Origin of the sequence: Dethiosulfovibrio peptidovorans DSM 11002 (assembly GCF_000172975.1) — a bacterium.
GTDB classification, from domain to species: Bacteria; Synergistota; Synergistia; order Synergistales; family Dethiosulfovibrionaceae; genus Dethiosulfovibrio; species Dethiosulfovibrio peptidovorans.
Genome location: NZ_ABTR02000001.1, coordinates 2,460,703 through 2,485,233 on the forward strand (window position 1 = coordinate 2,460,703; position 24,531 = coordinate 2,485,233).

Consider the following 24,531-nt stretch of genomic DNA (forward strand, 5'->3'; position numbering starts at 1 on the left):
AGTGACGTACTTTAAAGATGCCCTGTACCGGCCCCTCTTATAGTTGACATTTATAGACCTCAAGGTGATAATGTCAGTATCTTATTCCGGGAGGTAACTGCCATGGAGATCCGTGAAATGCTGTACGAGGGAAAGGCAAAGAGACTCTACTCTACCGACGACCCCGACGCCCTATATCTGAAGTATAAAAATTCCCTTACCGCCTTCAACGCCAAGAAAAAGGCGGAGATGGAGGGAAAAGGAGAGCTGAACAACATGATAAGCTCCTGGATATTCAAATATCTGAGGAGCAAGGGCATAGACAGTCACTTCATCGAGAGGATCGACGAGCTGTCACAGCTGGTAAAACCGGTCACCATAGTGCCCCTGGAGGTGGTGGTCCGCAACGTCACAGCCGGATCCATATGCAGAAGGCTCGGGGTAGAGGAAGGAATGAAGCTTCCCAGACCTCTCGTGGAGTTCTATTATAAAGAGGACGAGCTGGACGACCCTCTTGTTATAAGAGACCATGCGGTGTTGTTCGGATGGGCCACCGACGAAGAACTGGACAGAATGACCGAGATGGCCCTTACGGTGGACTCGGTGCTTACAGAGCTCTTCTCCTCTATAGATATAGACCTGGTGGACTTCAAGCTGGAGTTCGGCAAGGATAAAGAAGGCAATATTCTGCTGGCCGACGAGATCTCTCCGGACACCTGCCGTTTCTGGCAGAAGGGGACCAGACAGAGCCTGGACAAGGACCGTTTCCGCAAGGACCTGGGAGACGTGCTCGGAGCTTACAGGGAGATATGGCGCCGTCTTTCGGAGAAGAAGGAGGATAACTGATGCGTTACGGAGCGGAAATACTGGTATATCTGAAAGAGGGAGTCCTGGACACCCAGGGCAAGGCCGTCGCGGCATCCCTGACGAGGCTGGGCTACGACGACCCCTCCGTCAGGGTAGGTAAATACATCCGGGTCGAGATAGAGGCCTCCGACATCGATTCCGCCAAGGAAACCTTCGATAAAATGTGCAAGGATCTTCTCGTAAACGCAATAGTCGAGGACTACACGGTAAAGGTGGAGGAACTGAGATGAACGTCGCCGTGGTGGTCTTCCCCGGCAGCAACTGCGACAGAGACGTGGTCAAAGCCATAAAATACGCAACGGGAGACGAGGCCGCACTGGTCTGGCACGGAGAGACGGAGCTTCCAGGAGAAACCGACCTCGTCGTTCTGCCAGGCGGTTTTTCCTACGGCGACTACCTCCGTTGCGGCGCTATGGCCCACACGGCTCCCATCATGGCCGACGTGAAACGGCACGCCGATCGGGGCGGCCTGGTGCTGGGAATATGCAACGGTTTTCAGGTTTTGACCGAATCCAAGATGCTTCCCGGGGCCCTGCTGGTCAACCGGGACCTGGCCTTCATCTGTCGCCCCATCGAGATATCGGTGGAGAGGGACGACACCGCCTTCACCTCCGGCTACGAAAAAGGACAGGTGATAACGATACCCATAGCCCACTACGAGGGTCGATACCACCTTCCAGAGAATGAGCTGGAGCTCCTGGAGGAACGGGGACAGGTGGCGTTTCGCTACAGCGGAGGGAACCCCAACGGGGCCCTGAACGACATCGCCGGTATATACAACGAAGGCGGGAACGTTCTGGGGATGATGCCCCACCCGGAGAGATATTCCGATAGAGCCGTAGGGGGAGACGACGGACTTCCCGTGTGGCTATCGATAAAGAGATGGATCGAAAGGACCGGTGCCTGATATGGATTACTCCAAAGCGGGACTCCGCAAAGAGGAATACGACGCCCTGAAAGCCAGACTCGGAAGGGAGCCCAACGACCTGGAGCTTCAGATCATGGGGGTAATGTGGTCAGAACACTGTAGCTACAAATCGACCAAGCCGCTTCTGAGGCTATTCCCCAAGGACGGAGACAGGGTACTCCTCGGCCCGGGGGAAAACGCCGGGGTAGTCGACGCCGGAGACGGACTCGGGCTGGCCTTCAAGGTGGAAAGCCACAACCATCCCTCCGCAGTCGCCCCCTATCAGGGTGCCGCCACGGGGGTAGGAGGCATAATCCGAGACATAATGGCCCTGGGAGCCAGACCGGTAGCCTCCATGGACGGACTTTTCTTCGGAGACCCGGAGGAGAGAAAGACCCAGGCACTGGCCGACGGAGTGGTAAAGGGAGTGGGAGGCTACGGCAACTGCGTAGGAGTTCCCACCGTAGGAGGGAAGACGGTCTATCACGAAAGCTACAGGGGCAACCCCCTGGTTAACGCCTTCTGCGCCGGACTTGTCCCAACCGACAGGATGGTGAGCTCACAGACGGCCTCTGCGGGCCAGAAGGTATTGATACTGGGCTCAAAGACAGGAAGGGACGGCATAGCCGGAGCCGCCTTCGCCTCGGTGGAGCTAGCCGAGGACGGTTCGGGGGTCCCGTCCATCCAGATAGGCGATCCCTTCACGGAAAAGCTTCTCATAGAGGCCTGTCTGGAACTGCGAGACAAGGACCTGCTGGTCAGCATGCAGGACATGGGAGCGGCGGGAATACTCTCCTCCTCCAGCGAGATAGCCGCCAAGAGCGGTATCGCCATGACCATAGACTTCGACGCTGTTCCACTCAGGGCCGAGGGAATGGAGCCCTGGGAAATAGCCCTATCCGAGTCTCAGGAGAGGATGCTGCTCATAGTCGAACCGGAAAAGGTCGACCAGGTGATGGCTGTCGCCGGGAAATGGGAGCTGGATTGCGCCGTCATAGGAGAGACCGAGAAAGGCGATCATTACCGCATCCTCTGGAAGGGAGACACCGTCGCAGACATGCCTGCGTCTGTAATAGGCAGCGACTGCCCCGAGATCCCCTGGCCCTCCAAAAGACCGGAAAACCTGGAGGATCGTTGGAACTTCGACCTCGACTCGCTTCCCCTTCCGGAAAACTGGAACGAGGAGATTTTGAACCTTCTGGGCTCCCATTCCCATCGTTCCAGAAAAGAGATATTCGAGCAGTACGACTCGATGGTCCAGACCAACACGGTGATAGGTCCGGGATTCCCTGTAAGCGCCGTAAGGATCGAGGGCACCGACCGATTAGCCGTCATGTCTATGGAGGCCCAGCCCTTCATGTGCTGGCTAGATCCCTACAACGGCTCAGCCGAGGTCGTGGCCAGAAGCTGCCGGGCTCTCGCCGTAGCCGGAGCGAAACCGGCCGGGACCACCGACTGCCTGAACTTCCCCTCTCCGGAGAAACCCGAGCAGTTCTGGACCCTGGAGCAGTCCGCCAAGGGAATGGCCGAGGCCTGTTCCTCACTGAAATGCCCCGTGGTGTCCGGAAACGTCAGCCTGTACAACGAGACCGCCAACGGCCCCATTCTGCCGACTCCCCTGGTCGGAACGGTAGGATTCGTCGAAAACATCGAGGAGCTTCTCCGTTCCGGCGACTGGAGCGAGGGAGACAGGCTCTTCTACGTGGGAATGCCCAACCCGAGGCTCGACGGAGGATCCTATCTGCTGAACAAGACCGGCCGCATCTGGGGCAAACCTCTGGACTTCGACGGAGAGCTGGAAAACGAGTTCATCCTGAGGGCGATCGAGACGGCCAAAAGGCGGGCCGCCTCGTCGGGAATGCCCATAGCAGGAGGCGGACTGGCTGTGGCCCTGGCCAAGGAGGCCGGAGCCAGCGGCCTGGGAGCCTCTATATCCATACCCTGCCCCACCAGGAGGGACGTCCTCCTCTTCGGAGAAGGAGGCCCCAGGGCAGTTTACTCGGTGCCTAAAAACCGACTGGTTCTCTTCAGAGCCCTCTGGAAGGGCTACGCCGTGACGGAGATAGGACAGGTCGGAGGAGACCGCCTGACCCTGGACAACCTGGTAGACCTGTCGGTATCCGAGATCAGGGAAAGCTGGAATCTCTGATATGTGCGGAGTATTCGGCGCCTTTTCCGCCTCTGGCAATCCGGTCCTCGAGGAGGTCTACCTGGGCCTCTACGCCCTCCAGCACAGAGGGCAGGAATCGGCGGGAGTGGCATGGATCGACGGAGAAAATCAGATAAGGACCATAAAGGGACAGGGGCTGGTCCACCTGGCGCTGAACCAGGCGGAACTGTCGGGCATCCCGGCGAGCTCCGCCATAGGCCACGTCCGCTACTCCACCGCCGGAGGCTCGGGACTGTCCAACGTGCAGCCCCTGGCGGCAAACTACTGCAGGGGCCCGGTGGCAATAGCCCATAACGGCAACATATCCAACGCCTCGGGGGTAAGAAGATACCTTGAGAACAGAGGGGCAATATTTCAGTCCACCACCGACACGGAGGTCATCCTCCACCTGATGGCCCACCAGCCCCACAAGACGGAGCTGGACGCCCTGGTAGACTCTCTGAGAAAACTCAAGGGCGCCTTTTCCCTTGCCGTGGCCCTGAAAGACCGACTGGTGGCTGCCAGAGACCCCTGGGGATTCCGTCCCCTCGCCCTGGGCAAGAGAGACGACGTCTACTACATATCTTCCGAGAGCTGCGCTCTCGACCTGGTCGGGGCGGAGATGATCCGGGAGCTCGATCCGGGAGAGATCCTGGTGATAGACACAGACGGCCTCCACTCCCTCAGGATCCCGGTGGAGCCAAGGCGAAGATACCTCTGCTCCTTCGAGTTCGTGTACTTCGCCAGACCGGACAGCCTGATAGCGGGACAGTCGGTCTATCAGGTAAGAAAAGAGCTGGGCCGTAGATTGGCCAGAAGGTCTCCCTGCTCGGGAAACTGCGCTACTGGAATGCCCGACAGCGGAACGATAGCGGCCATGGGCTACGCCGAGGAATCGGGGCTAGCCTACGAGAAAGCCATAGTCAGGAACCGTTACTCCGGACGGACCTTCATCGAACCCACCCAGAGGGTGAGAGAGCTGGGAGTAAGGAAAAAACTCAACCCGATAAGAGAACTTATAAAGGGTCAAAGCCTTGCTGTGGTGGACGACTCCATAGTCCGTGGTACGACCTCCAGAAAGATGGTCGAACTTTTGAGAAACTACGGCGCCTCGGAGATACACATGAGGATTTCCTCTCCGCCGGTGCGCTTTCCCTGTTACTACGGCATAGACACCCCCACCAGGGAGGAGCTCGCGGCGGCCCGATCCAACGAAGAGGCCCTATGCGCCGAGATAGGAGCCGACTCGCTGGCCTATCTTACCGAGACGGACCTGGTAGAGGCCATTGGCCTGCCGGCCTGCGAGGTATGCACCGCCTGTTTCAGCGGATCCTACATGGAGGACGGAGAGAAATATGAAGAACTGGACATATGAGGAATCGGGAGTCACCATAGACGGAGGCAACCGCTGGGTCAAGCGGATAGGCGAGCTCATGTCCCAAAGACCTAAGGACCCTAACGTAGTAGGTGGAATAGGCGGCTTCAGCGGCCTCTACGACATGGGCGGAGGCTCTCTTCTGGCCGCCTGCTGCGACGGTGTCGGCACCAAGCTGGAGATAGCCGAGGCCGCAGGAAAACTCAAAGGACTGGGCCAGGACCTGGTGGCGATGAGCGTAAACGACCTGATAACCTGCGGAGCCAGACCTATACTCTTCCTCGACTACCTGGCCTGCGGCAAGCTGGACTCGGACAGACTCATCCCCGTAGTGGAGGGCGTCATGGACGCCTGTCTCGAGTCGGGATGCGCCCTTCTCGGAGGCGAGACCGCCGAGATGCCCGGGGTCTACCCTCCCAACGGATTCGACCTGGCAGGCTTCGCCGTGGGAACTGTGGACAGAGAGGACCTTATAGACGGATCATGCGTCGAAAGAGGCGACCTCATGATAGGCCTAGCAAGCTCGGGCATACACAGCAACGGCTACTCTCTGGTCAGAAAGGCACTGGAGAAGGAGCTCGCCGCCTCACTTCACGAAAAGATCGATCAACTGGGGGAGACCCTCTCTGACGCCCTGCTCAAGCCCACCAGGCTCTATCCCCGCCCGGTTCTCTCGGCTCTAAAGACCGGGAAGATAAAGGCGATGGCCCATATCACCGGAGGGGGTCTGGAGGAAAACATAGAGAGAGCCCTTCCGAAGGGAATGCTCCCCGAGATAGACTTCGACTCCTGGAACAGACCGGCCATATTCGACTACATCTCGAACAGAGGCGTGGACGAATCGGAGATGCGCAGGGTCTTCAACCTCGGAATAGGATACACCCTGGTGGTTGCCCCGGAAAACCGCGACGAGGTTACGGAAAAACTGAGGGAAAAAGGGGAGACCCCGGTGGTCTTCGGTACGGTGGCATGACCTCCATAGGACTGCTGATATCCGGCAGAGGCTCCAACATGGACGCCATCCTGGACCGGGTGGAATCGGGAGATCTGAAGGCCAACGTGTCCTTCGTGGCGTCGGACCGTCCCGGAGCCCCCGGCCTGGAGAAGGCGGCCGCCAGAGGAGTAGAGACCGAGTTACTGCCCTACCAAAACAGCAAAGAGGCGGCGGAGGAACATCTCCACCGCCTTTGGCGTCGTCACGACCTGGACTGGCTCGTACTGGCCGGCTTCATGAGAATACTCTCGCCGGGCTTTGTATCCTCCCACACCGGAAGGATCGTGAACATCCACCCCGCCCTGCTCCCCTCCTTTCCCGGAGCCCACGGTATAGAGGACGCCTGGAACTACGGTGTAAAGGTGACGGGGGTAACGGTCCACCTGGTGGACGAACTGGTGGACCACGGAACCATCCTGTCCCAGATGCCGGTAAGGGTGAAACCGGACGATAACATGGAAACCCTGGAAAGAAGGATCCACCGAGCGGAACACAGACTATACTGGAGAACCCTGGAGAAACTCTTCTCCGGGATAATTCACACAGGAAAGGACGATTCCAGATGAAGAGAAGAGCCCTCATATCGGTCTACGACAAGACCGGCGTGGTCCAGTTCGCCAAGGCGCTATCCGAGCGAGGTTGGGAGATAGTCTCCAGCTCGGGAACCGCAAAGGCCATTGAGGAAGGCGGAGTCGAGGTCGTGGAGGTAGCCGACCTGACCGGAGTGCCCCACATGCTGGGAGGACGGGTGAAGACCCTGCACCCGGCCATATCGGGAGGCATACTGGCCAGACGGGAGCTCGAAAGCGACATGGCCGACGTCGACACCCACAGAATCCCCCTGATAGACATGGTGGTCTGCACCCTCTACCCCTTCGAGGAAACGGTCCGATCCGGCGGAGGGCTGGACGAACTCATAGAGAAGATAGACATAGGCGGGGTAACCCTTTTGAGAGCCGCGGCCAAGAACTACCGTCACGTAACGGTGATATCGGATATAGCCGACTACGACTCCATAATAGAGGAACTGGACAAAGAGGGAGATATATCCGTATCCACCAGACAGTCTCTGGCCCTCAAGGCCTTCGCCCTCACATCGGGATACGACTCGGCCATAACCGCCGGTCTGTCCTCCGAACTGGGCAGGGATATGGAGGAACAGGAAGAGATACCCTCGGACCTGCCCCTCAACCTGAAACTGGCTCAGCCTCTGAGATACGGTGAAAACCCCCATCAGACCGCCGGACTCTATCTGCCATCCCTCTCCGAACTGCCATGGAAACAGCTGGCAGGCAAGCCCCTTTCCTACAACAACATACTCGACCTGGACGGAGCCCTAAGAGGAATGGCCATGATGCAAAAGGACGTCGGAGCGGTAGTGTTGAAGCACACCACCCCCTGCGGCATGGCGGTGGCGGACACGGTAGGAGACGCCTACGACAGGGCTTTCGAATGCGACTCTCTTTCGGCCTACGGCGGGGTCGTAGGGGTTACCAGGACGGTCGACCTCGACTCGGCCAAGAGGATAGGCGAACATTTCACGGAGATAGTCGCCGCCCCGGACTTCGACGAAAAAGCGGTCGAATACCTGGAGAAACGCCGCCCCTCACTAAGACTCATAAAGTGGAACGGAGGCCGGGTAATGCCCTGGCAGATCACCGGAACCTGGAGCGGACTGCTGGCACAGAAAGACCAGCTTCCTCCTCTGCCCTCCCCCGACTCGGGCGAGTGGATCGGCCCTAAAAGACTCGACCTCTGGGAGGACATGCTTCTGGCCTGGAAGGTAGCCTGTCTGTCCAAGAGCAACGCAGTCGCCATGGTCAAAGACGGAGCGGCGGTCGGCATAGGTATGGGATTTTGCAGCAGGGTCTTCGCCGTCGAGTTCGCCGCCTCCCAGGCGGGAGATAAGGCCAAAGGAGCTGTTATGGCCTCCGACGCATTCTTCCCCTTCGCAGACGGACTGGAAAAGGCGGCGGAAGCCGGAATAGTGGCGATAATCCAGCCCGGCGGCTCCGTCAGAGACGACGAGGTCAAGGCCAGAGCCGAGGAACTTGGCATATCCATGTTTCTCAGCGGCTGGCGGACCTTCAGGCACTGACCATGAAGGTACTCGTACTCGGCGGAGGCGGCAGGGAACACGCCATAGCCTGGGCCCTGGCTAAATCGCCCCTCTGCGACGAACTGCACGCCCTGCCGGGCAATCCGGGGATCGCCGGGATAGCCACCTGTCACGAAGGGGACCCCTGCGACGGGAAATCGGTCGTAAAGCTAGCCGAGGACCTCTCGATAAACCTGGTGGTGGTGGGCCCGGAGGCTCCTTTGGTATCAGGAGTCTCCGACGAACTTCGCAGGGCCGGTATTCCGGTGTTCGGTCCGGGAAAGGCCGGAGCCATGCTGGAGGCCAGCAAGGCCTACTCCAAGGAATTCATGGCCAGACACGGCATACCCACCGCCCCGTTCAAAATATGCCGCAGCATGGACGAGGCGAGAGAGGCCCTGGAGGAAAGAAAGCCCCCCTACATAGTGAAGGCCGACGGCCTTGCGGCGGGAAAGGGAGTCTTCATCTCCGACGACCTATCCCAGGCGCTGGACTCCTGCGAAGAGCTCCTGGACGGATCGCTGGACGAGGCCGGAAAGACCCTCGTGGTGGAAAACGGCCTTACGGGGCGGGAGGTCTCTGTGATGATAATCACCGACGGAGAGACATGGAGACTCCTCCACACCAGCCAGGACCATAAAAGGGCCTTCGACGGTGACAGAGGCCCCAACACCGGAGGGATGGGAGCCTACGCTCCGGTTCCATGGGTGGACCCGGAGATGACTAAAAAGATAGAGCAAGAGATCGTGGAAAAAACCCTGTCGGGACTGAAGAAAGACGACATAGACTACCGTGGCGTCATATATGCGGGGCTGATGGTCTCTCCGGAGGGCAGGATCGACCTGCTGGAGTATAACGTCAGGCTGGGAGACCCGGAGACCCAGGCGCTGCTTCCCCTCTTCGACGGCGACTGGCTGGAAGCCTGTCTTCGATGCGCCCAGGGAAAGCTCTCGGAAGCCAAGTGGTCTCTCAAGGACCTGTACTCGGTCAACCTGGTCATAGCCTCGGAAGGATACCCGGGCAGCTACGAAAAGGGATATCCCATAGAGGGACTGGACGACGAAGAGGAAGGAGTTACCGTCTTCCAGGCGGGAACGGCGCTTAAAAACGGCAAGACGGTTACGGCGGGAGGAAGGGTGCTTTCCGTGGTGGGCACAGGAGATTCCCACGACGAGGCCAGAAAAAGGGCCTACGGAAAAGCCGAAAAAATAAAATTCCAGGGAGCTTTCTACCGAAAGGACATAGCGGCAAACACGGAGAGGCCGAGGGAGGAAGACAGATGACCAAGGCAAAGATAGGCATAGTTCTGGGATCGGCAAGCGACAAAGCGATCGCCAAAAAAGCGGGAGACATGCTGGACAAGCTCCAGATCCCCTACGAGGTGACGGTGGCCTCCGCCCACAGAACCCCGGAGGACGCTGCGGCCTACGCCGCCAACGGAGAGAAACGAGGGCTGATGGCCATAATAGCCGTGGCGGGACTCTCCGCCGCTCTTCCCGGCGTGCTGGCCGCCCACACCGCCCTGCCGGTCATAGGGGTTCCGGTTTCCGCCGGAACCGTAGGAGGGCTGGACGCCCTCTACTCGGTGGCCCAGATGCCTCCGGGCGTTCCCGTGGCGTCGGTAGGGATAGACGGAGGGGCCAACGCCGCCCTCCTGGCAGCCAGGATAGTGGCCCTTCTGGACGAAAATGTGAGACAGAACCTGGAGGACCTCCGAGTGGAACAGGCCGAAAAGGTCCGCAAATCCAGATCGACCCTGGAGCTTCCGGAGGCACCGGAGGAAGCGTTTAAATAGCCCCAGGAAAAACAATCTTCCCCGCTCTCTATCAAGAGGGCGGGGAAGACTGTTTTTCGACATGGACTTTAGTATCTTCTTTCATCCTGAATACCCAAGTTTTCCCTTATAGCATTCTGGAGAAGAGCGGAGAAATTGACTCCCTTAGCCTCAGCGGCACGGTTTAGCCAATAGGGCAGGGTTAATGTCTTTTTTATCGCCTTGCTCTCCATAGCATCTCTGACCAGAGGCATTATGGCCGAGATCATCACCGTTCTTTCACCTGGTTCAAGATCGATATCGGATAGACGGGATGGATCGGGGATAGAGTCTCCGTCCTCCTCCATCCCGAAGATGTGAAGCTCAAGGGCTTCGGTGGCCTTTTTTATCCCCTCTTCGTCGGAGGTCGCCTGGCTGACGCATCCGGGAAGATCGGGGAAGTATATTCCGATACGACCGTCGGAGTTATAGTGGAACACCGCCGGGAAGTTGTATCTGTCCTGCATCTATCTCACCTCCCTTGGTTCATACATCATAAGGTTATGCCTGCCTGCTTTTCTATGCTTTTGAGAACCATTATATCCAGGTCTTTTGTCGGATGGGGGACGGTAACTTTTCCGGGCTTCGTAGGATGTTTAAACTGCTTGTGATCTCCTCTTGTCCTCGGAGCCTGTCAAGCGAGATGTCGCAAAAAACATCTTGAAGAAAAACGGGCCTGTGTGGAACCGAATCATCTGTCTTCCAGGTGCTATCTGTGGTATCGTACATTTGCGGTAGCCCTCCCTCGGGATGATATGTTTTTGGCTTGGTCACCTAAAACATAATCCTTGTGGGGGGCTACTGCCAAGTTTTACCTCAAGTAAATGTGCGAAAGATATTGTACGTTATCCGGAGGATAGATAACGTACAATATCTTTTTATAAATACTTCAGCTTCAAAAGATCATCATCCAGCCCGTAGCGGACAATGTCAATGGTATTGCTCTGCTGTGAAATGTAGTCGCCTGTCAATACTGGCAATTGAAACGGGAAGAATGCCGGGTTGCTTTTCAATAATCCAAGAACCGCTTTTCCTTCTTTATCAGCACACAGAGCAGCTTCGTATAAAAGTATTGTGAGGTTCGGTTCACTGATTGCCGTCGTTTTGCATTGTTCATAACAGCCCTTGACATTGGAATCCTTTAACATGCCCCACGCAACAAAAGATCGAACTGTATATCGAGCATTCCTAGCCACCGTTTCTCTATCACCGTATTGCTCTTTGAGCCGGCACAAAACTTGGGCCTGGGTGATCTGATCCTGGAGGTTGAAAAGCCTCCCGGTCTGTTTTGAGACATTAAACCAGAATGGATACGATGCAGAGATCACCGCCCAGTGATACGGAAGCCAGTTTCGTGGATTCTCATTCCGAATAAGTGCAAGAGCATGATCCCTAAAGGTAATTAAATCTTTATCTGGTGCAAACCACGATGCGAGAATACTGATAGCCATGCCATATGTTTTTTTACCTCGCTGACCAGTGCCACCGCTTTGTTTTTGCGTTGCTAAAAACTCATCTAATTCGACTCGGATCTCTTTTTCTTTGAGACCGGCTAACATCATTTTAACAACATAGTCCATCCAGTGTTTTTGAATGGTCTGCTTGATGCCTAGTTTATCGTGTCGCTTGCTCACTATTGTGTCCTCCTTTCTACTTTGATCAGAGGCACAATAACTTCTTCGATAGCAACACCTCCATGGCCGACAATTGAGTCACCCTCATTAACAAATGCATCATTTCCGGTAGCAACTAATGGGAAATAATCGTCAGGCAGCCCCGACGGCGGCCATTCACGCGCAAAGGGAAACCTAGAAGAGACCTGTGAGCGCAGCTCCGGTGTCGGATATATGCGAACCCTTTCTCCACGACTCTCCGCAATAGAACCTTCTGTTGGTCTTCCCTTGCCGATCGATTCTACGTTGCCATGGTCTGAGGTTATCCAGACTTCATAGTTATGGTTGCTCAGGTAATTAAGGAGAGAAATTAGGTATTCACCTCGACACCATTGATCTATCTGGTTATGCATGCCTGCGGCTCCGAGCTGCATCCCATGCATGATTTTATCCACTTTATCTATCACCAAACCGACAACCTTGGTTTGTGCCGGATTAATCAAACTATCCATTGTGGCCTCGGCATCACCATCTCCGAGACTGCGTTTATAAACGATATCCAGCTTCGAAACGTCATGGCCTTGCCAAAACTGTTTCCACAGCTTCTCTTCGCTGTTTGTTGAGTTAATGGAAGATGGAAAATAGATCGGCGGCTTACCTGAAAATATGGCTTGTCGTGAAACGGACGTAAGCGTTGGTATCCACGCGAACGTTGCCGACTCGCGCAGGACCAGATCACTGTTTTGCTTCTGGATTATGTTTCGAACCGTTACCCACTGATCCAGCGAAAGGCCATCTATTACCACCAATACGACCTTTTTACTCGTTTGATCTTCAATGGATCGAGCCAGGTGTCGCGGCACATGGTGCAACATTGCCGGAGTTGAAGGTGGCAGGTTTGTCAGGCTGGCATAATGAGCTTCCAGCCAGTCGGCAAAGAGCCCGTTCAGCTTTTGACCTGTTTCACTATAACGCTTCTTATAACGGGCATTGCTTGTCGTATGTATAAGCGCCGAGATCTCCGCCCATTTCATGGCGAACGCAATCCAGTCAGTGTATCTCGAATCCATCGATAAATCTGCTGCATCAACAATCTCAAACAGTCGGGAAAGCCTGAGACCCTCGCCATCTGATTTGGCTGCTGAAATACCGCTTAAAACCCACGAATCTTTCGCTATATCCATGCCGGGCAAGTCGACCGGTGTAAGTTTACCCTCAACAAATAAATTATCGATATAAACCCTAATATCCTGATGGTCGAAAGGAAGTATCACAGGCCCTTGGAACTTTAAGCCGTAGGCTTCAGAATCTTCTTTGACCTGATTTGCTTGATTCAGGTTTTCAAGGAATATTGGCCAGCGTTCCTGTATGAATACAAAGAACTGCTCTGCATCTGGAATGATCTGAGACAGACTCCAGCCTTTAAAACTTCCACTGCTTTCAAATACATCAACCAACCTATCTGCCAGCATCGATGGTATTGCCAAATTCCCGTAGTGTAACCGCAACAAAAAGCGGAGAAGCTCAACCTCTGTTGATATGAGTTCTGGTGCCACACCAAATACATGTCGAAGGATAAAATCCTTGGTGGTGTTGTCGCCCATGCGATCCGGTGGCGACTTGCGCTGGGCTTCATAAAGCAAGTCCAGCAAGCCCCGGTCGAGTTTCTCAATGACCGGATAGCTCAGATTGGGGAAGAGGTCACCCAGGTTGAACGACAGTTTGCGGCCAGCCTGGAGCAGGTCGTAAGGCAGCGATTCCAGCTCAGCATTCTGCAAGCGAAGGACCACAACCAAATCGGTATATTCGCCCCAGTCCCAAATGGATCGATATTTCGACTCATAGGCATATCTGAACTCCATGGGGTCATTAAACTCGATGAGATCAAACCCACGGTCTCGCAGCCCCATTGCCAGTTTTTCCTCGGTCAGCAGGCAATCAGGATCAGATACCAGCGTCAGTTTGGCGACATTCGGTACAAAATTTTCAAGGATGGTGCTTCGCCAGCTACTCACAAATACCTCCATTTTCAATATTGAGCATTAACAGCGGCCGCATTTCCGGTACTATTTGTCGGGCGGACTTAAGCTCGCTGCGCCATTGTAATTCATCTTCATTCAAACGGGCCAGTCTGAACTGTCGAACTTCCGGCAGTCCCAACCGTTTGATGGCTTTACGACGTGATGTAAAGGCAATCATACCGCGCTCTTCTTCACGGGATAATGCGGCAAAATGAGCTTCCTGCATCGTCTCAAAAAGCTCCTGTCCGACCTTTTCGGCTGCCCACAGAAGTTTTTCGCCAGCCACAATGGACTCTTTTGAACCTTTCAGGCTATCTATGCGAAGATCATTGGTTAACAACTGATCCCAGATATGCCTTGCGGTTGGCATGAACAACTTTCCCTCATTGCTCATGAAAACCGGGAAGTAACTTCGTCTTGTCAGAGAAACTCTGATTTGAAAGTTATCAGGTTGCCCCACAGACAAGCGGATTTCAAAAAGGCCCCACAGACCTGAAACGATTTTAGGGAGTCCGTTTATAGATACACAAGGCAAAGGCTGTCCGGGAATGAACTGCGGCAGATTCATGGCCAAGCCGCGAATCCGGGCATTTTCAAGCGACAGGAGGTCCCCATCGGTTGAAAGGTCTCTAGACTGGAAGACCGCACCTTGTACCTTTTCGCCATCTGGCCATGTGAAATTCCAGCCAAGCAGATCCTTTTCCAATTTACACTCTTTCGTTTGCAGATAATGGGTCGTCATCTGTTCGATCCAGTACGGCAGAGGATGGCTGCGCAGTTTTTCCATCGCCGCTAGGTCCGGTTCTTCAGATATTCCATATACAGCACATTGCTCTCGAACCTGCTGCATTTCTTCCTGAAGGTTCTGCACCGTCTGATCGACCTCGGCATCCAGATCGGCATCCTCCATAATGACGTGAGTCATCATCTTTTCGATCACCTCGCCGGACAGTGAGGTGTCCAGAATGTCATTGGTTTTATCGATACCCATTTCATTCAGAATGATGGAAAGCTTGGTTTGAATCACTTCCCGCACCCGGCCTTCAACAGAGTTTTCATATAAAAAGTTGACTGCCCGGACTATTTTGCTTTGACCAATACGGTCGACACGACCGATCCGCTGTTCAATACGCATAGGATTCCACGGCAAATCGTAGTTAACCACTACATGGCAGAATTGTAGATTCAGACCTTCACCACCAGCATCTGTTGATATAAGAATCCGAGCATTATCACGAAAATCACGCTGAGCCATCCGTCGTTCATCCATGCTCATAGAGCCATTCAATATGGCGCAAGGTATGCCTCGCTCCTCAAGAAAAGTTTGGAGCATAGCCTGCGTTGGAACAAATTCGGTAAAAATCAGCAGTTTCAGCTGGTCGTCATTTTCCTCTCCTTGTAACTGAAAGATGAGGCTCATCAGAGCCTCTGTTTTGACATCAGGCCCGGCTATTTCAGCGGACCGGGCAAGATCCAGCAGAGCATTCACCTCCGCCATCTCTTTGGCTCTGCCTGGTTCGTTCACCTCAACCAGCAGGTCCAGCTGCGTCTGTCCATCAAGGTCTGTGAAATCCTCAAGTTCTTCTTCGCCTGGGGATGCATGAGTTTCTCGCAAGTTTTCCAGCGCATGCAGCCTTCGTTCCAATGTACAGCGGATTGCGTAAGAGCTTGAGGTGACAATTCGCTGCAGAAGAACCATCAGGAACCCGATGTGTGGTTTTCGGTCCTTTATCGCGCGGTTATAGCCTTTTTTCACGTAGTCAGTAACCGCATCGTACAAAGCCACCTGAGCCCAATTTCGTTCCAGATCCACACCTAACGTCTGTGTGATACGAGGCATAAACAGCGGCTTGCCCTCTGCCGTCACCGCCTTGCGCTTTTCGGTCCGTATTACAAACTCAGAAACTTTCTCACGGGTCACGCTTTCCAAATCAGGGAAAACCATCGGATCAAGCAAACTCATCAGACGCTGAAAGGCATCGGATTTCCCTTGATGAGGTGTTGCCGACAAAAGGAGGAGATACGGTGCCGCCTCGGCGAGTCCTTGTCCCAGTTTGTAGCGAGCCACCTGATCGGTACTACCACCCATTCGATGTGACTCATCCACGACGATCAAATCCCATTGGCCCTGGACCAGTCTCTCGTAACGATTCCGGTTGTACGCCCGAATCTTTTCTTTTGACCAACCTCTACGACGCGCTATCGGTTTAACAGAATCCAGCGTCACTATTGCCTGAGAAAACCGCATCCACGGGTTGTAATCACTTATGTGATCTGTTTTTCCGATGACGTACTGACCCGGCCGTTCCAAAGCATCCAGATCGCTCGGGTTAACCAAGGAAAAGGATTCATTGAAATGGGTACTCATCTCTGACACCCACTGCATGGCCAGACTCTTTGGAGCCACCACCAATGTACGACGTACCAGACCGCGTAATTTCAACTCACGCATCACAAGCCCGGCTTCGATGGTTTTTCCAAGACCGACTTCATCAGCTAACAGGTAGCGGACACGATCACTGGATATTGCCCGGGAAAGTGCGTGAATCTGGTGAGGCAGCGGGATCACGTTTGACTCCATAGGAGCCAGCAAGACATGCCCGTCAGATCCTCTGGAGGATCCTTCCAAAACCTCGGCCACCTTAGCCGCTGCTGAGATATAGGCTATTCGGTGACCTTCAATTCTCGGATGCCAGTCGCTCGACAGCGACTGCAGGTCAGATTGGGAAACTCGAACAACCGCATCCTGATTCGGCAACCAGACACGGCATACCGTCTGCCCCCACAATGTCTGTTCATCAACAACCTTGCAGGCGCTTTTGTGTATTGTGCTGTACTTCCATATATTACTCATAGACAACGATCTCCATCGACATAGTCAGAGTCCAGTGACTATGTCGCCTTAAAATCGACGCCAAATTAGTCACTCGGCTCCTCCCATGCTTTTAAAAGTCTGAAGCCGTGTTCAGAAATAACATATTTCTGGTTGCTGGCCTTGGGATTTTCAGGGTTTGTCATTTGGATCAGTTTTTCTGACAATAATTTCTCAAGACTACGCTTGAAATTACCGGTCCTGGATTTATAACCAGCGGCTTTAGTGAGTTCCCTGGCTGATTTCTCATCTTCCACTAATGCAAACAAAATTTTTCGCTCAGTAGATGTCAGGCTTACATGGGCCTCGACTTGGACCTCTTGTTCCTCAACTTGGGCCTCGACTTGGGTCTCGGCCTGAAATCTCTGTCTCATAACGGGTGTCAGTTCAAAGAGGCTATCTGCCAGTTTTACCAGCAAAACCTGATTAACCAGCTGATTTGCCACATCAGTACAGGTGGAGACAGGCTTGGGCACCTCTAGCAACCCCATATTTAGCGGTCTGAGCAGACAAAAAAGCCACAGACCAGAAACAGCGACAAATTAGGCTAAATCAGCGTTAAGATGATTCTCTTTTGTCGCTCCGGTGACCGTAACAACTCGGCTTTTACCGTCATTTGGGTACAGAACACAGAGCTCCTGACTTCATCATCAGGAACGAGAATCGAACGATGTTATAGGCCAGGTTTCTCAGTCCTATAGCGGTTGAAGCTCTGGCTTTCCCGATAGTTCGAACTATCAGGTTGCCGGCCTTCATGGTTTGGGCTCCAAAGACGTGCTCCACTCGGCTTCGGACTTTGGATCTTGTTCTGTTACCCTGTCTTTCCCACCATGTGATGGGTTTGCCTCTGTATCCTTTTCGTTGGATCTTCGGTCTGTAGCCTCGTTCCTCAAGCCAGGAGATTTTCTCATGGCTTCTATAAGCTGAGTCGGCATAGACGTCCTTGCTGCTGTTACTGGGATCGATGAGTTCCTCGAATACGTTGCTGTCGTGGACCGATGCCTCGGTTACGCTGTATTTACGGATGATCTTGTTCTGAGAGTCGATCTCTATGTGGTTCTTGTAGCCGAAGGAGCTTTTGCCGTTTTTCTTCGTCCACCTGGCATCGGTGTCTTTTTGAGATCTCTTGTTGTCGGGCCAGTCTTCCGGTGGTTCTCCATCCTTGATCTTGCGGTTTTCATCCCGTTTGTTCCTCTGGATCGGGACCTTCACTATGGAGGCATCCACTATCTGGCCTTTTTTTGCCTTGAAGCCGCTTTTACGGATGTGACCGTCAAAAAGATCGAACAGAGGCTTCATCAGTTCCGCCTTGGTCAGCTGCTCCCTAAAAAGCCATATAGTCTTGGCATCAGGGACTTTGGCTTCCAGGGAGAGGCCGAGAAAACGTCTGAAGGAAAGCCTGTCCCTTACCTGGAACTCCATTGCGTCGTCCGACAGGTTGTACAGTGCCTGAAGCACCAGGATCTTGAACATGAGAAGAGGAGGGAAGGGCTTTCTTCCTCCCAGAGAATCCTTCTGTCTGAGCCCTTCGCGGAAGTCCTTCAACGGCTGCTCGAAGATGGACCAGTCCACCGCTTTCTCTATTCGTACCAGTGGATCGTTCACCTTTTCAAGGCTATCGTAGGCTATTTCTTCCGCAAAGAGGCTCCGCTGTTTCAAGGGGATCCCATCCCTTCTCGAGAATTTTTGGTTACAACCGGTATTTTAACATCCCAGCCTAAACAGGGGTTTTTCTCCCTGCCAGTTAGGGGAGTTTTTAGAGATGCCCGCTTGTTAATGACAGCTCTTATTTCACTCAGAGAAAACGGTGTAAACTTTTTACATGCAAATGCAAACACAGCGGCGTTCATCTTCAGAGAGATGAACGCCGATAGCTTCTTGGAACTTTCGTTGATATCTTGAAATCAATATTTCCTTTTTTAAAATAAGTTCGAAAGATTTCTTTGGTTTATCATTGATAATCTCGGGAGGAACATGACCCAATCCCCGCCATGACTTGAACACATCACGCAAACCCCAACCAGCGTTTTCACTGAATCCTATTCGCCTGAAAGCACTGACAATCAGTGGATTTCTTGTCTCTTTTTCACCGGGATCGAGTAAATCTTCGAGTGAAGCAAACGCATCACCCGGATTCCAGAAGCGGGTTAAATCAGAAAAATGCTGAATAACAGGCTTGCGGACATGATCCGAGTAATCCTGATGAATCAACATATTTACAATTGCTTCACGGAAAGGAATGTAGTCAACAGGCTGGTCCTTCCGCTGCATGGTTCCGGGATCAAGTTCAAAAGGAATTTCTGCAAAGCGATAATACCATTCCATGATTGAGGCCCAAGTCTGCATAAGATTGTAATCGCAAACGGTCCGATCATGCCAGCGCTCAATACCGATGGCATCGGACTTATAGAGATAACGCTGGCAGTCAATAATCGGCCTTGGCAGAAAACCTCTCAGATAGCCATCCTGACCAAATAGAAGTATGGAAGCAACGGTTGGTTTTCGACCCGATTCAGTCTCTTTAATCAAGCCAAATTGAAACAAAAACTCTTCATCATCTAAATCAGCATAACTTCGTGTTCCAGTTTTTTCTTCATATTGGCGACGATACCAGGCAATATCCTTTGAGTTGAAGCATTTACCGATATCATAATCAACTGTGCCGCCATCATATCGATCTTTTGACGCATCGCTCAGCAGGCGTTTCAATTCTGCATCAGAGCATTTGACGTCACATGCACCTTTGCGGAGAAAGCTTCTTTTCATATCACCACTCAGGTAAACTGGCTTTTCAGAACGATTTGCTTCCGGGATATAAAAAATGAGCAGGTCTTTTTCCGAAACCGTTTTCAGGTCCTCTTTTACATCGATGATACAACTGATTTTGTCCTTTTGCCTTAGAGCTGTAATGAAATCGTTCTGAACCTTATCTACATCTATGACTCCAACAACTTTGAAGTTAGAACCGTCTTTTTTTACACCAAAAACAAGGTGCCCACCTTCAGTATTAGCAAAGGCAGAGACAGATTCATAAGCACTCTTAGGAACTGCTGTTTGGGCTTCCTTAAACTCAACGTCCTTCCACTCATGCTGATTAAGAAGATCAAAAATTTCTTGTTCCGTCATTACTCGTCTCCCACCCGTGTAACCGCTTGGTCGTACCACATTAGCAGCTTGGGATCTTCCTCAAGTACGTTGTTCGGGATTTTTTCGGCAACGGTGATAATCACTTTATAGTCCCGTTCCTGCCACGCTTTCTTGAATCCGGCGCGAACCGCCTCAAGCCGAAATATTTTGAGCTTCTTTTTGGCCTGCTTGTATTCTTCAAACTCTTTCAAGAGGGCTTTTTCGCGCAGTTTTTCAAGATCCCCCGCTTTGTTAGGATCGGGCACATACCAGCGATTTTTGGCTTTGGCGACCAACGCCGGATCCTCTTTCGGCAGATTACGCATGTCCTTCCAGTTACTGGAGAGGTAGCTGTGGATTTGATCAGGAACGGGACCTTTGCCATCGTATGCCAGGAAGTTCTGCTCCAACAGTGTGGAGAGCTCCAGGCCCACCTCGTTTTTACTCCAGCCACCAATCTCCTTCATAAAGAGTGGATTGATATCCTGAAAACTCTGTGGCTTGTCACGTAACAGACTGCGAAGCCATTCGATGGCCGATGCTTCATCGGAAATAAACAGCGACTGCTGTAGTGGTCTTCCGCCACCGATCATCTTCTTACGGTCGTATTCCGCCACCTGTTCCGGCAGGAAGTACATGCCATCACGCTCGGCGAAACGTTGCGATAAGCCAAGCTGAAAATCTTGGCTGTCGATGGGAACGTTGTAGCCTTTACGCACGTAATAGGCTATAACCTGATCGTAAAGGATGCGTGGGTCACGTTCAGGTATTGCGACGAGATCATAGCCTTGTTTTTTGATTACTGGTAGATATTTCAAGTGAGTTCGAATAAAATCCCAGACACCCTCTTCAGATTTAGCCTCTTCCTCGAACCTATCTTCAAAGCCACCATTAGGTTTATAAGCTGAGATAACAAGGTCTTGTTTAACCGCTGTTAGAGTTGTTACAGCCTTAAAGCTCCCTTGTTTCTTATCGAGGGCCGAAACGTTTGCTACAATAAATCCAGCTTCAGTAAGGGCTGTTTGGATACTACTCCAAACCGATGCTTTGGTGTTTGAAAACTCAACCGTCATCCAGCGACCAGGCTTTAGCACTCGGTAAGCTTCTTTGAAGCAACCAGCCATTAGATTTCGATACTCTGTAGCGCCCTTGCCTTGAACAGAGTTTTCAATAGCCTCTGGCTTGTTATTCGTCCATACTTTTAACCATGATTCCCAAATGAAGCTAAGCTCTGAATAATTGAGATTGGCTCCGAAAGGTGGATCCGTAAAGATGTAATCCACACTGTTGTTGTTATAATCAATCCAATTAGCGGAACTCGTTGAAAGCGGGTGCCTCAAGAAGTTCGCAAATAATTTTTTTTTGCGAATATTCTTATTGAATACGTCCACTGCAGAGACCAATACTGAAATTTCTTTAATCAAAGATGGAATGTATAATGTTCCTGCCATTGGGCCACCCCCAGCACCCGCTATTCCACCCGCCCATCTATATCTATAGAGTTTTGTTAACGTCCACCACATAGCAAGTTGACTAATCAAAAAACTTGAAGAGCTTCTTATTCTAACAGCAGCTAACACACATAAATTTCTTTTTGTATAGAAATGATGCACATGGGTGATACCAGCAGGATCATTGCGGCGGGTTTCTTTTCCTTTCATCATTCGATAATTTGGAAACCAGTAATGGATTTCGCTGTTTTCAATTTTCTCAATCAGTGTTAAATCGTTCTTATCCGGACTTTTTTCAAAACGACCACGCTTGCCTTCTATCGAATAATTAATAAGAACGGGCACTTGCTTTGCCTGTTTAACAGAATTATTCAGGGCGGAATCAAAATTCGTTGTCCAGGCACGTTCCATTTTTCGTTTAGTTAATTCAGCGTGACAATGTGGACATGGGAAAGAGTCTCTAACTTTTCCTGCTTCTTTATCGACCGCGGCATCCCAAAACACAACCTCACCAGTACATTCAGGGCAAACGAACACATCACTCCACACAGTATAATTAATCTTGCCTTTCGTCTTACCGTCAGTATGAAGTGTTTCATACATCCAGCCGCATTCCTCTTCCACTTCAGCGAGAATACGTTTTGCCTCCCTCTCAAATGCATGAACATCAACCGGTGTGTTGTAGTTGTAAGCGATAAAGGTAGCCGCAGGAGACAGGTCATTTAACACGGCCTTGCGAGCGCCGAGTTTTGAGAAGCGTTTCCATACTTTTTTGCCATCCTCATCAGTCTCTTCCTGAAGAATAGTGCCATCTGGTTTCACTTGATAACCAAGCGACGTGACCACATCCCGATCACCACACATCTGGGCAGCCACACCTGTCATACCGGTTCCACAGAAACCATCAAAAACAATGTCCCCCGGTTCTGTGTAATGCAGGATGTAGCGCATAATTGCTTTGTGCGGCACCTTGGTATGATAAGAGTGGGCGTTATAAATGGGGTCATTTTTCCCCTCGCTGACATCGGCGGCAAAAGGCTCCCTGTGATAATGGTAGTCCGCTGGCTTTTCCGGCTTTTGGCTCTCCCATTCCTCAATAAACTGACCGATCCATGGGTTCGGGCAGGCTGTGTAATATGGCGGATCGCTCAGTTTTAGGATGTCCTCATCTTCACCGATCGGGAAGCCCTCAATCTTGCGGAATTCCGGATCCTGCAGTTTTTTGCGCAGTTCCTCCGTAAAGTGGGCACGCCTGGCGTCGTCGTTTTCAAATTCCAGACCAAGGCATTTCACCGGCCCATCATTCGCGGGAACAAGCTCTTCCTCAAAAAGGTTGCCGCTACCCAGTTTGCCGGGAATAAACTTTGTCTTAAATAATTTTTTTTGTTTATTCATATTCTTCTCTATTTAAACCACGAATTGACATAAATTCACACGAATGATAATAAAGCCAAGTTCTGCGCGATTCTATGCACGTTGGTAAAGCTCGCTTTTGCTCGGTACGGCCAGTTACGCTCGGCGAGCATAAATAGGTGCAGACACGTTCGCCGCTCGTAAAATACGAACGATTGCGTGCGCTGCTCGTATTTTTGTTATTTTTGCACATAACGAGTCCCCCTTCCCTGTCCAATCGGCGATATCAAACTATTTTTTACCATGCGTTTAAGTAATCGCGTGGCTTGAAACGGGCTGATGCGACACAAATCAGTGGCATCCGCTCGTTTAATACTGCCATGGGTTGCGATATAATTCAGCACCATCTGCTCCTGCTGGATCGGTGCAAAACCGGCCTGGCGTATATATTCAGACTTCTTTCCTGCCTTTTGGTACACCGTCGCGCTAAGTGTATAGGTCCGGCCCCTGCCAACACCGTGAGGTTCCAGAAAGCCGGTTTCCACCAGTTTTTCCAGAGTAGCCCGAACATTGGCCTCCGTCTTTTGGACAGATGGGGCAAGGTCAGCGGTGGTCAAACGGCGTTCCTCTCGCAGACGGGACAGGATGATCAGGGAGTCGATAGGCATGTTCTCCAGCTTTTCCTCCTGCTCGACCACCATCTTGAGAAAATCGAGGTCAGCAGCCGTATCGACCAGTTGCACGACTACTGTGAACTCGTTGGACATGGAATAATCCGGAGCAGACCTGCCGTAGCGAAGCATACCTTCGTAAATGCGATCAATGCCACGCCCGGTACGTTCAGCCAGGCCAATGCGTTTGATCACGTCGGCTAGCAAAGGATTGCGGGAACGGGGATCGGCAACCAGCAAGTTGTTCAAGGTAACGCCTTCCACAAACCCTCCGGGATTACTGATGGAAAGTCCGTCATCCGTGATTTTAACATGTACGGCTCCCAGACGGCTGAAATCCCGGTGAACCAGGGCATTGACGAAGGCTTCCCGGAAGGCGCGACGATCATAGTTGGGAACCGGAACCCGGAAAAGACCCACATGAATCTCTTCTTCCTCAACTCTTGCCCTGAAAAGAAGCTCCACTTCCTCGAAGGTTTCCAGCAGAGGCTTGTGGTAGAACTCATTGACCTTGACATCCGTGCCTTGCAATACCTGAAAGGCCACCTCGTAAGAGGGAAGGTTCTCACGTAACAGTTCTTCGGTTCCCAAGAGCAGTAAACCGGTTATCGTCGGACGCCTTGCGCCGCCCACCTCTCGACAAAGCCCCAGGGCGCCATCCAGTTCCTCATCGGCCAGCGCCAGCAAAGACTGATCGCCTCCGTATTTTTTGATAGCGTTCCGAATGCGCAGTCGTTGCAGAGGATCGAGTTGACAGAGGTCGATTTGCTCCAGAACCATGGCTGAAGGATCGACAATTCCCATTGATGATTGTCGCTGAATGAACTCGTGCGGGTAAAACGGCACCGCTTCAGGTGTACCATCCAGCTTGAGTCGTCTCTTTACCAGAAGACCTTCGGATGTCGATACTAGCTGGCGAGACTTGGGCACGATAATGCGGGCGATGGTTTTGCCCTTCAGATCACACCGTTCCACTCTAACGGATATGGCAGGATTGGTTTTATTGGCGATGAGAGAAGGAATCCCCGTTACATTGAGGTGATTCGCGTGCAAACCGGTAACCGTGCCGTCATCCTCGACACCAAGCAAGAGATCTCCTCCATCAGTATTGGCCAAAGACACTACGGCAGCCACCAAATCACGATCCGGCAGACACTTTGAGTCGCTCTTGAATTCCAGCTCCAAGCTTTCGCCCTGCTGAATCAACTTGCCAATTTCGTGTTCATTCGTGTCCATCCGTGG

General features: G+C 52.4%; 19 protein-coding genes and 1 pseudogene. 10 read left to right on the plus strand and 10 right to left on the minus strand.

Going from position 1 to position 24,531, the window contains the following annotated elements; genetic code table 11:
• The first annotated feature begins 102 nt into the window (after positions 1-102).
• The 10 genes from purC to purE are packed head-to-tail and all read left to right on the plus strand — an operon-like array spanning position 103 to position 10,164.
• Positions 103-825 carry a phosphoribosylaminoimidazolesuccinocarboxamide synthase gene (gene purC / locus DPEP_RS11915; RefSeq protein WP_005662402.1) on the plus strand — a complete coding sequence of 241 codons (723 nt, stop codon included), beginning with the start codon at positions 103-105 and terminating at the stop codon, positions 823-825.
• Positions 825-1,076, plus strand: a complete 252-nt coding sequence (purS, locus tag DPEP_RS11920; protein ID WP_005662404.1) for a phosphoribosylformylglycinamidine synthase subunit PurS — start codon at positions 825-827, stop codon at positions 1,074-1,076. The genes purC and purS overlap by 1 nt, the downstream gene beginning before the upstream one ends.
• Positions 1,073-1,753, plus strand: coding sequence for a phosphoribosylformylglycinamidine synthase subunit PurQ (gene purQ / locus DPEP_RS11925; RefSeq protein ID WP_005662406.1), 681 nt, complete (start codon positions 1,073-1,075; stop codon positions 1,751-1,753). Before purS ends, purQ begins: the two co-directional genes overlap by 4 nt.
• 1 nt (position 1,754) lies before the next feature.
• The gene (purL, locus tag DPEP_RS11930) at positions 1,755-3,902 is read left to right on the plus strand and encodes a phosphoribosylformylglycinamidine synthase subunit PurL (RefSeq protein WP_005662407.1); all 2,148 of its coding nucleotides are present in this window, start codon (positions 1,755-1,757) and stop codon (positions 3,900-3,902) included.
• Position 3,903: 1 nt separating this feature from the next.
• Positions 3,904-5,277, plus strand: a complete 1,374-nt coding sequence (gene purF / locus DPEP_RS11935; protein ID WP_005662410.1) for an amidophosphoribosyltransferase — start codon at positions 3,904-3,906, stop codon at positions 5,275-5,277.
• On the plus strand, positions 5,258-6,250 hold the full coding sequence (gene purM, locus DPEP_RS11940; RefSeq protein WP_005662412.1) for a phosphoribosylformylglycinamidine cyclo-ligase: 993 nt from the start codon (positions 5,258-5,260) through the stop codon (positions 6,248-6,250). The genes purF and purM overlap by 20 nt, the downstream gene beginning before the upstream one ends.
• The gene (purN, locus tag DPEP_RS11945; RefSeq protein WP_005662414.1) at positions 6,247-6,837 is read left to right on the plus strand and encodes a phosphoribosylglycinamide formyltransferase; all 591 of its coding nucleotides are present in this window, start codon (positions 6,247-6,249) and stop codon (positions 6,835-6,837) included. The genes purM and purN overlap by 4 nt, the downstream gene beginning before the upstream one ends.
• Positions 6,834-8,369, plus strand: a complete 1,536-nt coding sequence (purH, locus tag DPEP_RS11950) for a bifunctional phosphoribosylaminoimidazolecarboxamide formyltransferase/IMP cyclohydrolase (protein WP_005662416.1) — start codon at positions 6,834-6,836, stop codon at positions 8,367-8,369. The genes purN and purH overlap by 4 nt, the downstream gene beginning before the upstream one ends.
• Positions 8,370-8,371: 2 nt before the next feature.
• Complete coding sequence (purD, locus tag DPEP_RS11955; RefSeq protein WP_005662418.1) at positions 8,372-9,652, plus strand: phosphoribosylamine--glycine ligase; 1,281 nt, start codon at positions 8,372-8,374, stop codon at positions 9,650-9,652.
• On the plus strand, positions 9,649-10,164 hold the full coding sequence (gene purE / locus DPEP_RS11960) for a 5-(carboxyamino)imidazole ribonucleotide mutase (protein ID WP_005662420.1): 516 nt from the start codon (positions 9,649-9,651) through the stop codon (positions 10,162-10,164). Before purD ends, purE begins: the two co-directional genes overlap by 4 nt.
• Before the next feature lie 68 nt (positions 10,165-10,232).
• On the opposite strand, the gene DPEP_RS11965 is transcribed toward purE, so the two are convergent.
• The 10 genes and pseudogenes from DPEP_RS11965 to DPEP_RS12010 all read right to left on the minus strand — a co-directional run bounded on the left by DPEP_RS11965 (position 10,233) and on the right by DPEP_RS12010 (position 24,525).
• The gene (locus DPEP_RS11965) at positions 10,233-10,649 is read right to left on the minus strand and encodes a type II toxin-antitoxin system HicB family antitoxin (RefSeq protein WP_005662422.1); all 417 of its coding nucleotides are present in this window, start codon (positions 10,647-10,649) and stop codon (positions 10,233-10,235) included.
• 26 nt (positions 10,650-10,675) lie between these two features.
• A pseudogene (locus DPEP_RS13665) lies at positions 10,676-10,795 on the minus strand (type II toxin-antitoxin system HicA family toxin); the annotation flags it as partial.
• A 265-nt stretch (positions 10,796-11,060) separates the two neighbouring features.
• The gene (locus tag DPEP_RS11975; protein ID WP_005662424.1) at positions 11,061-11,816 is read right to left on the minus strand and encodes a hypothetical protein; all 756 of its coding nucleotides are present in this window, start codon (positions 11,814-11,816) and stop codon (positions 11,061-11,063) included.
• Positions 11,816-13,810, minus strand: coding sequence for a BREX-3 system phosphatase PglZ (gene pglZ, locus DPEP_RS11980; protein WP_005662426.1), 1,995 nt, complete (start codon positions 13,808-13,810; stop codon positions 11,816-11,818). Before pglZ ends, DPEP_RS11975 begins: the two co-directional genes overlap by 1 nt.
• Complete coding sequence (locus tag DPEP_RS11985; RefSeq protein WP_005662428.1) at positions 13,803-16,670, minus strand: DEAD/DEAH box helicase; 2,868 nt, start codon at positions 16,668-16,670, stop codon at positions 13,803-13,805. Before DPEP_RS11985 ends, pglZ begins: the two co-directional genes overlap by 8 nt.
• A gap of 65 nt (positions 16,671-16,735) precedes the next feature.
• On the minus strand, positions 16,736-17,179 hold the full coding sequence (locus tag DPEP_RS11990) for a Fic family protein (protein WP_005662430.1): 444 nt from the start codon (positions 17,177-17,179) through the stop codon (positions 16,736-16,738).
• 121 nt (positions 17,180-17,300) lie between these two features.
• Positions 17,301-18,347 carry an IS5 family transposase gene (locus tag DPEP_RS11995; RefSeq protein WP_005662432.1) on the minus strand — a complete coding sequence of 349 codons (1,047 nt, stop codon included), beginning with the start codon at positions 18,345-18,347 and terminating at the stop codon, positions 17,301-17,303.
• A 159-nt stretch (positions 18,348-18,506) separates the two neighbouring features.
• Positions 18,507-19,814, minus strand: a complete 1,308-nt coding sequence (locus DPEP_RS12000) for an RNA-binding domain-containing protein (RefSeq protein WP_005662434.1) — start codon at positions 19,812-19,814, stop codon at positions 18,507-18,509.
• A complete protein-coding gene (locus DPEP_RS12005) occupies positions 19,814-22,660 on the minus strand; it encodes a DNA methyltransferase (protein ID WP_005662435.1) in 2,847 nt (948 codons plus the stop codon). The genes DPEP_RS12000 and DPEP_RS12005 overlap by 1 nt, the downstream gene beginning before the upstream one ends.
• 197 nt (positions 22,661-22,857) lie before the next feature.
• Positions 22,858-24,525, minus strand: a complete 1,668-nt coding sequence (locus DPEP_RS12010; RefSeq protein WP_005662438.1) for a DNA glycosylase AlkZ-like family protein — start codon at positions 24,523-24,525, stop codon at positions 22,858-22,860.
• Between the last annotated feature and the right edge of the window lie 6 nt (positions 24,526-24,531).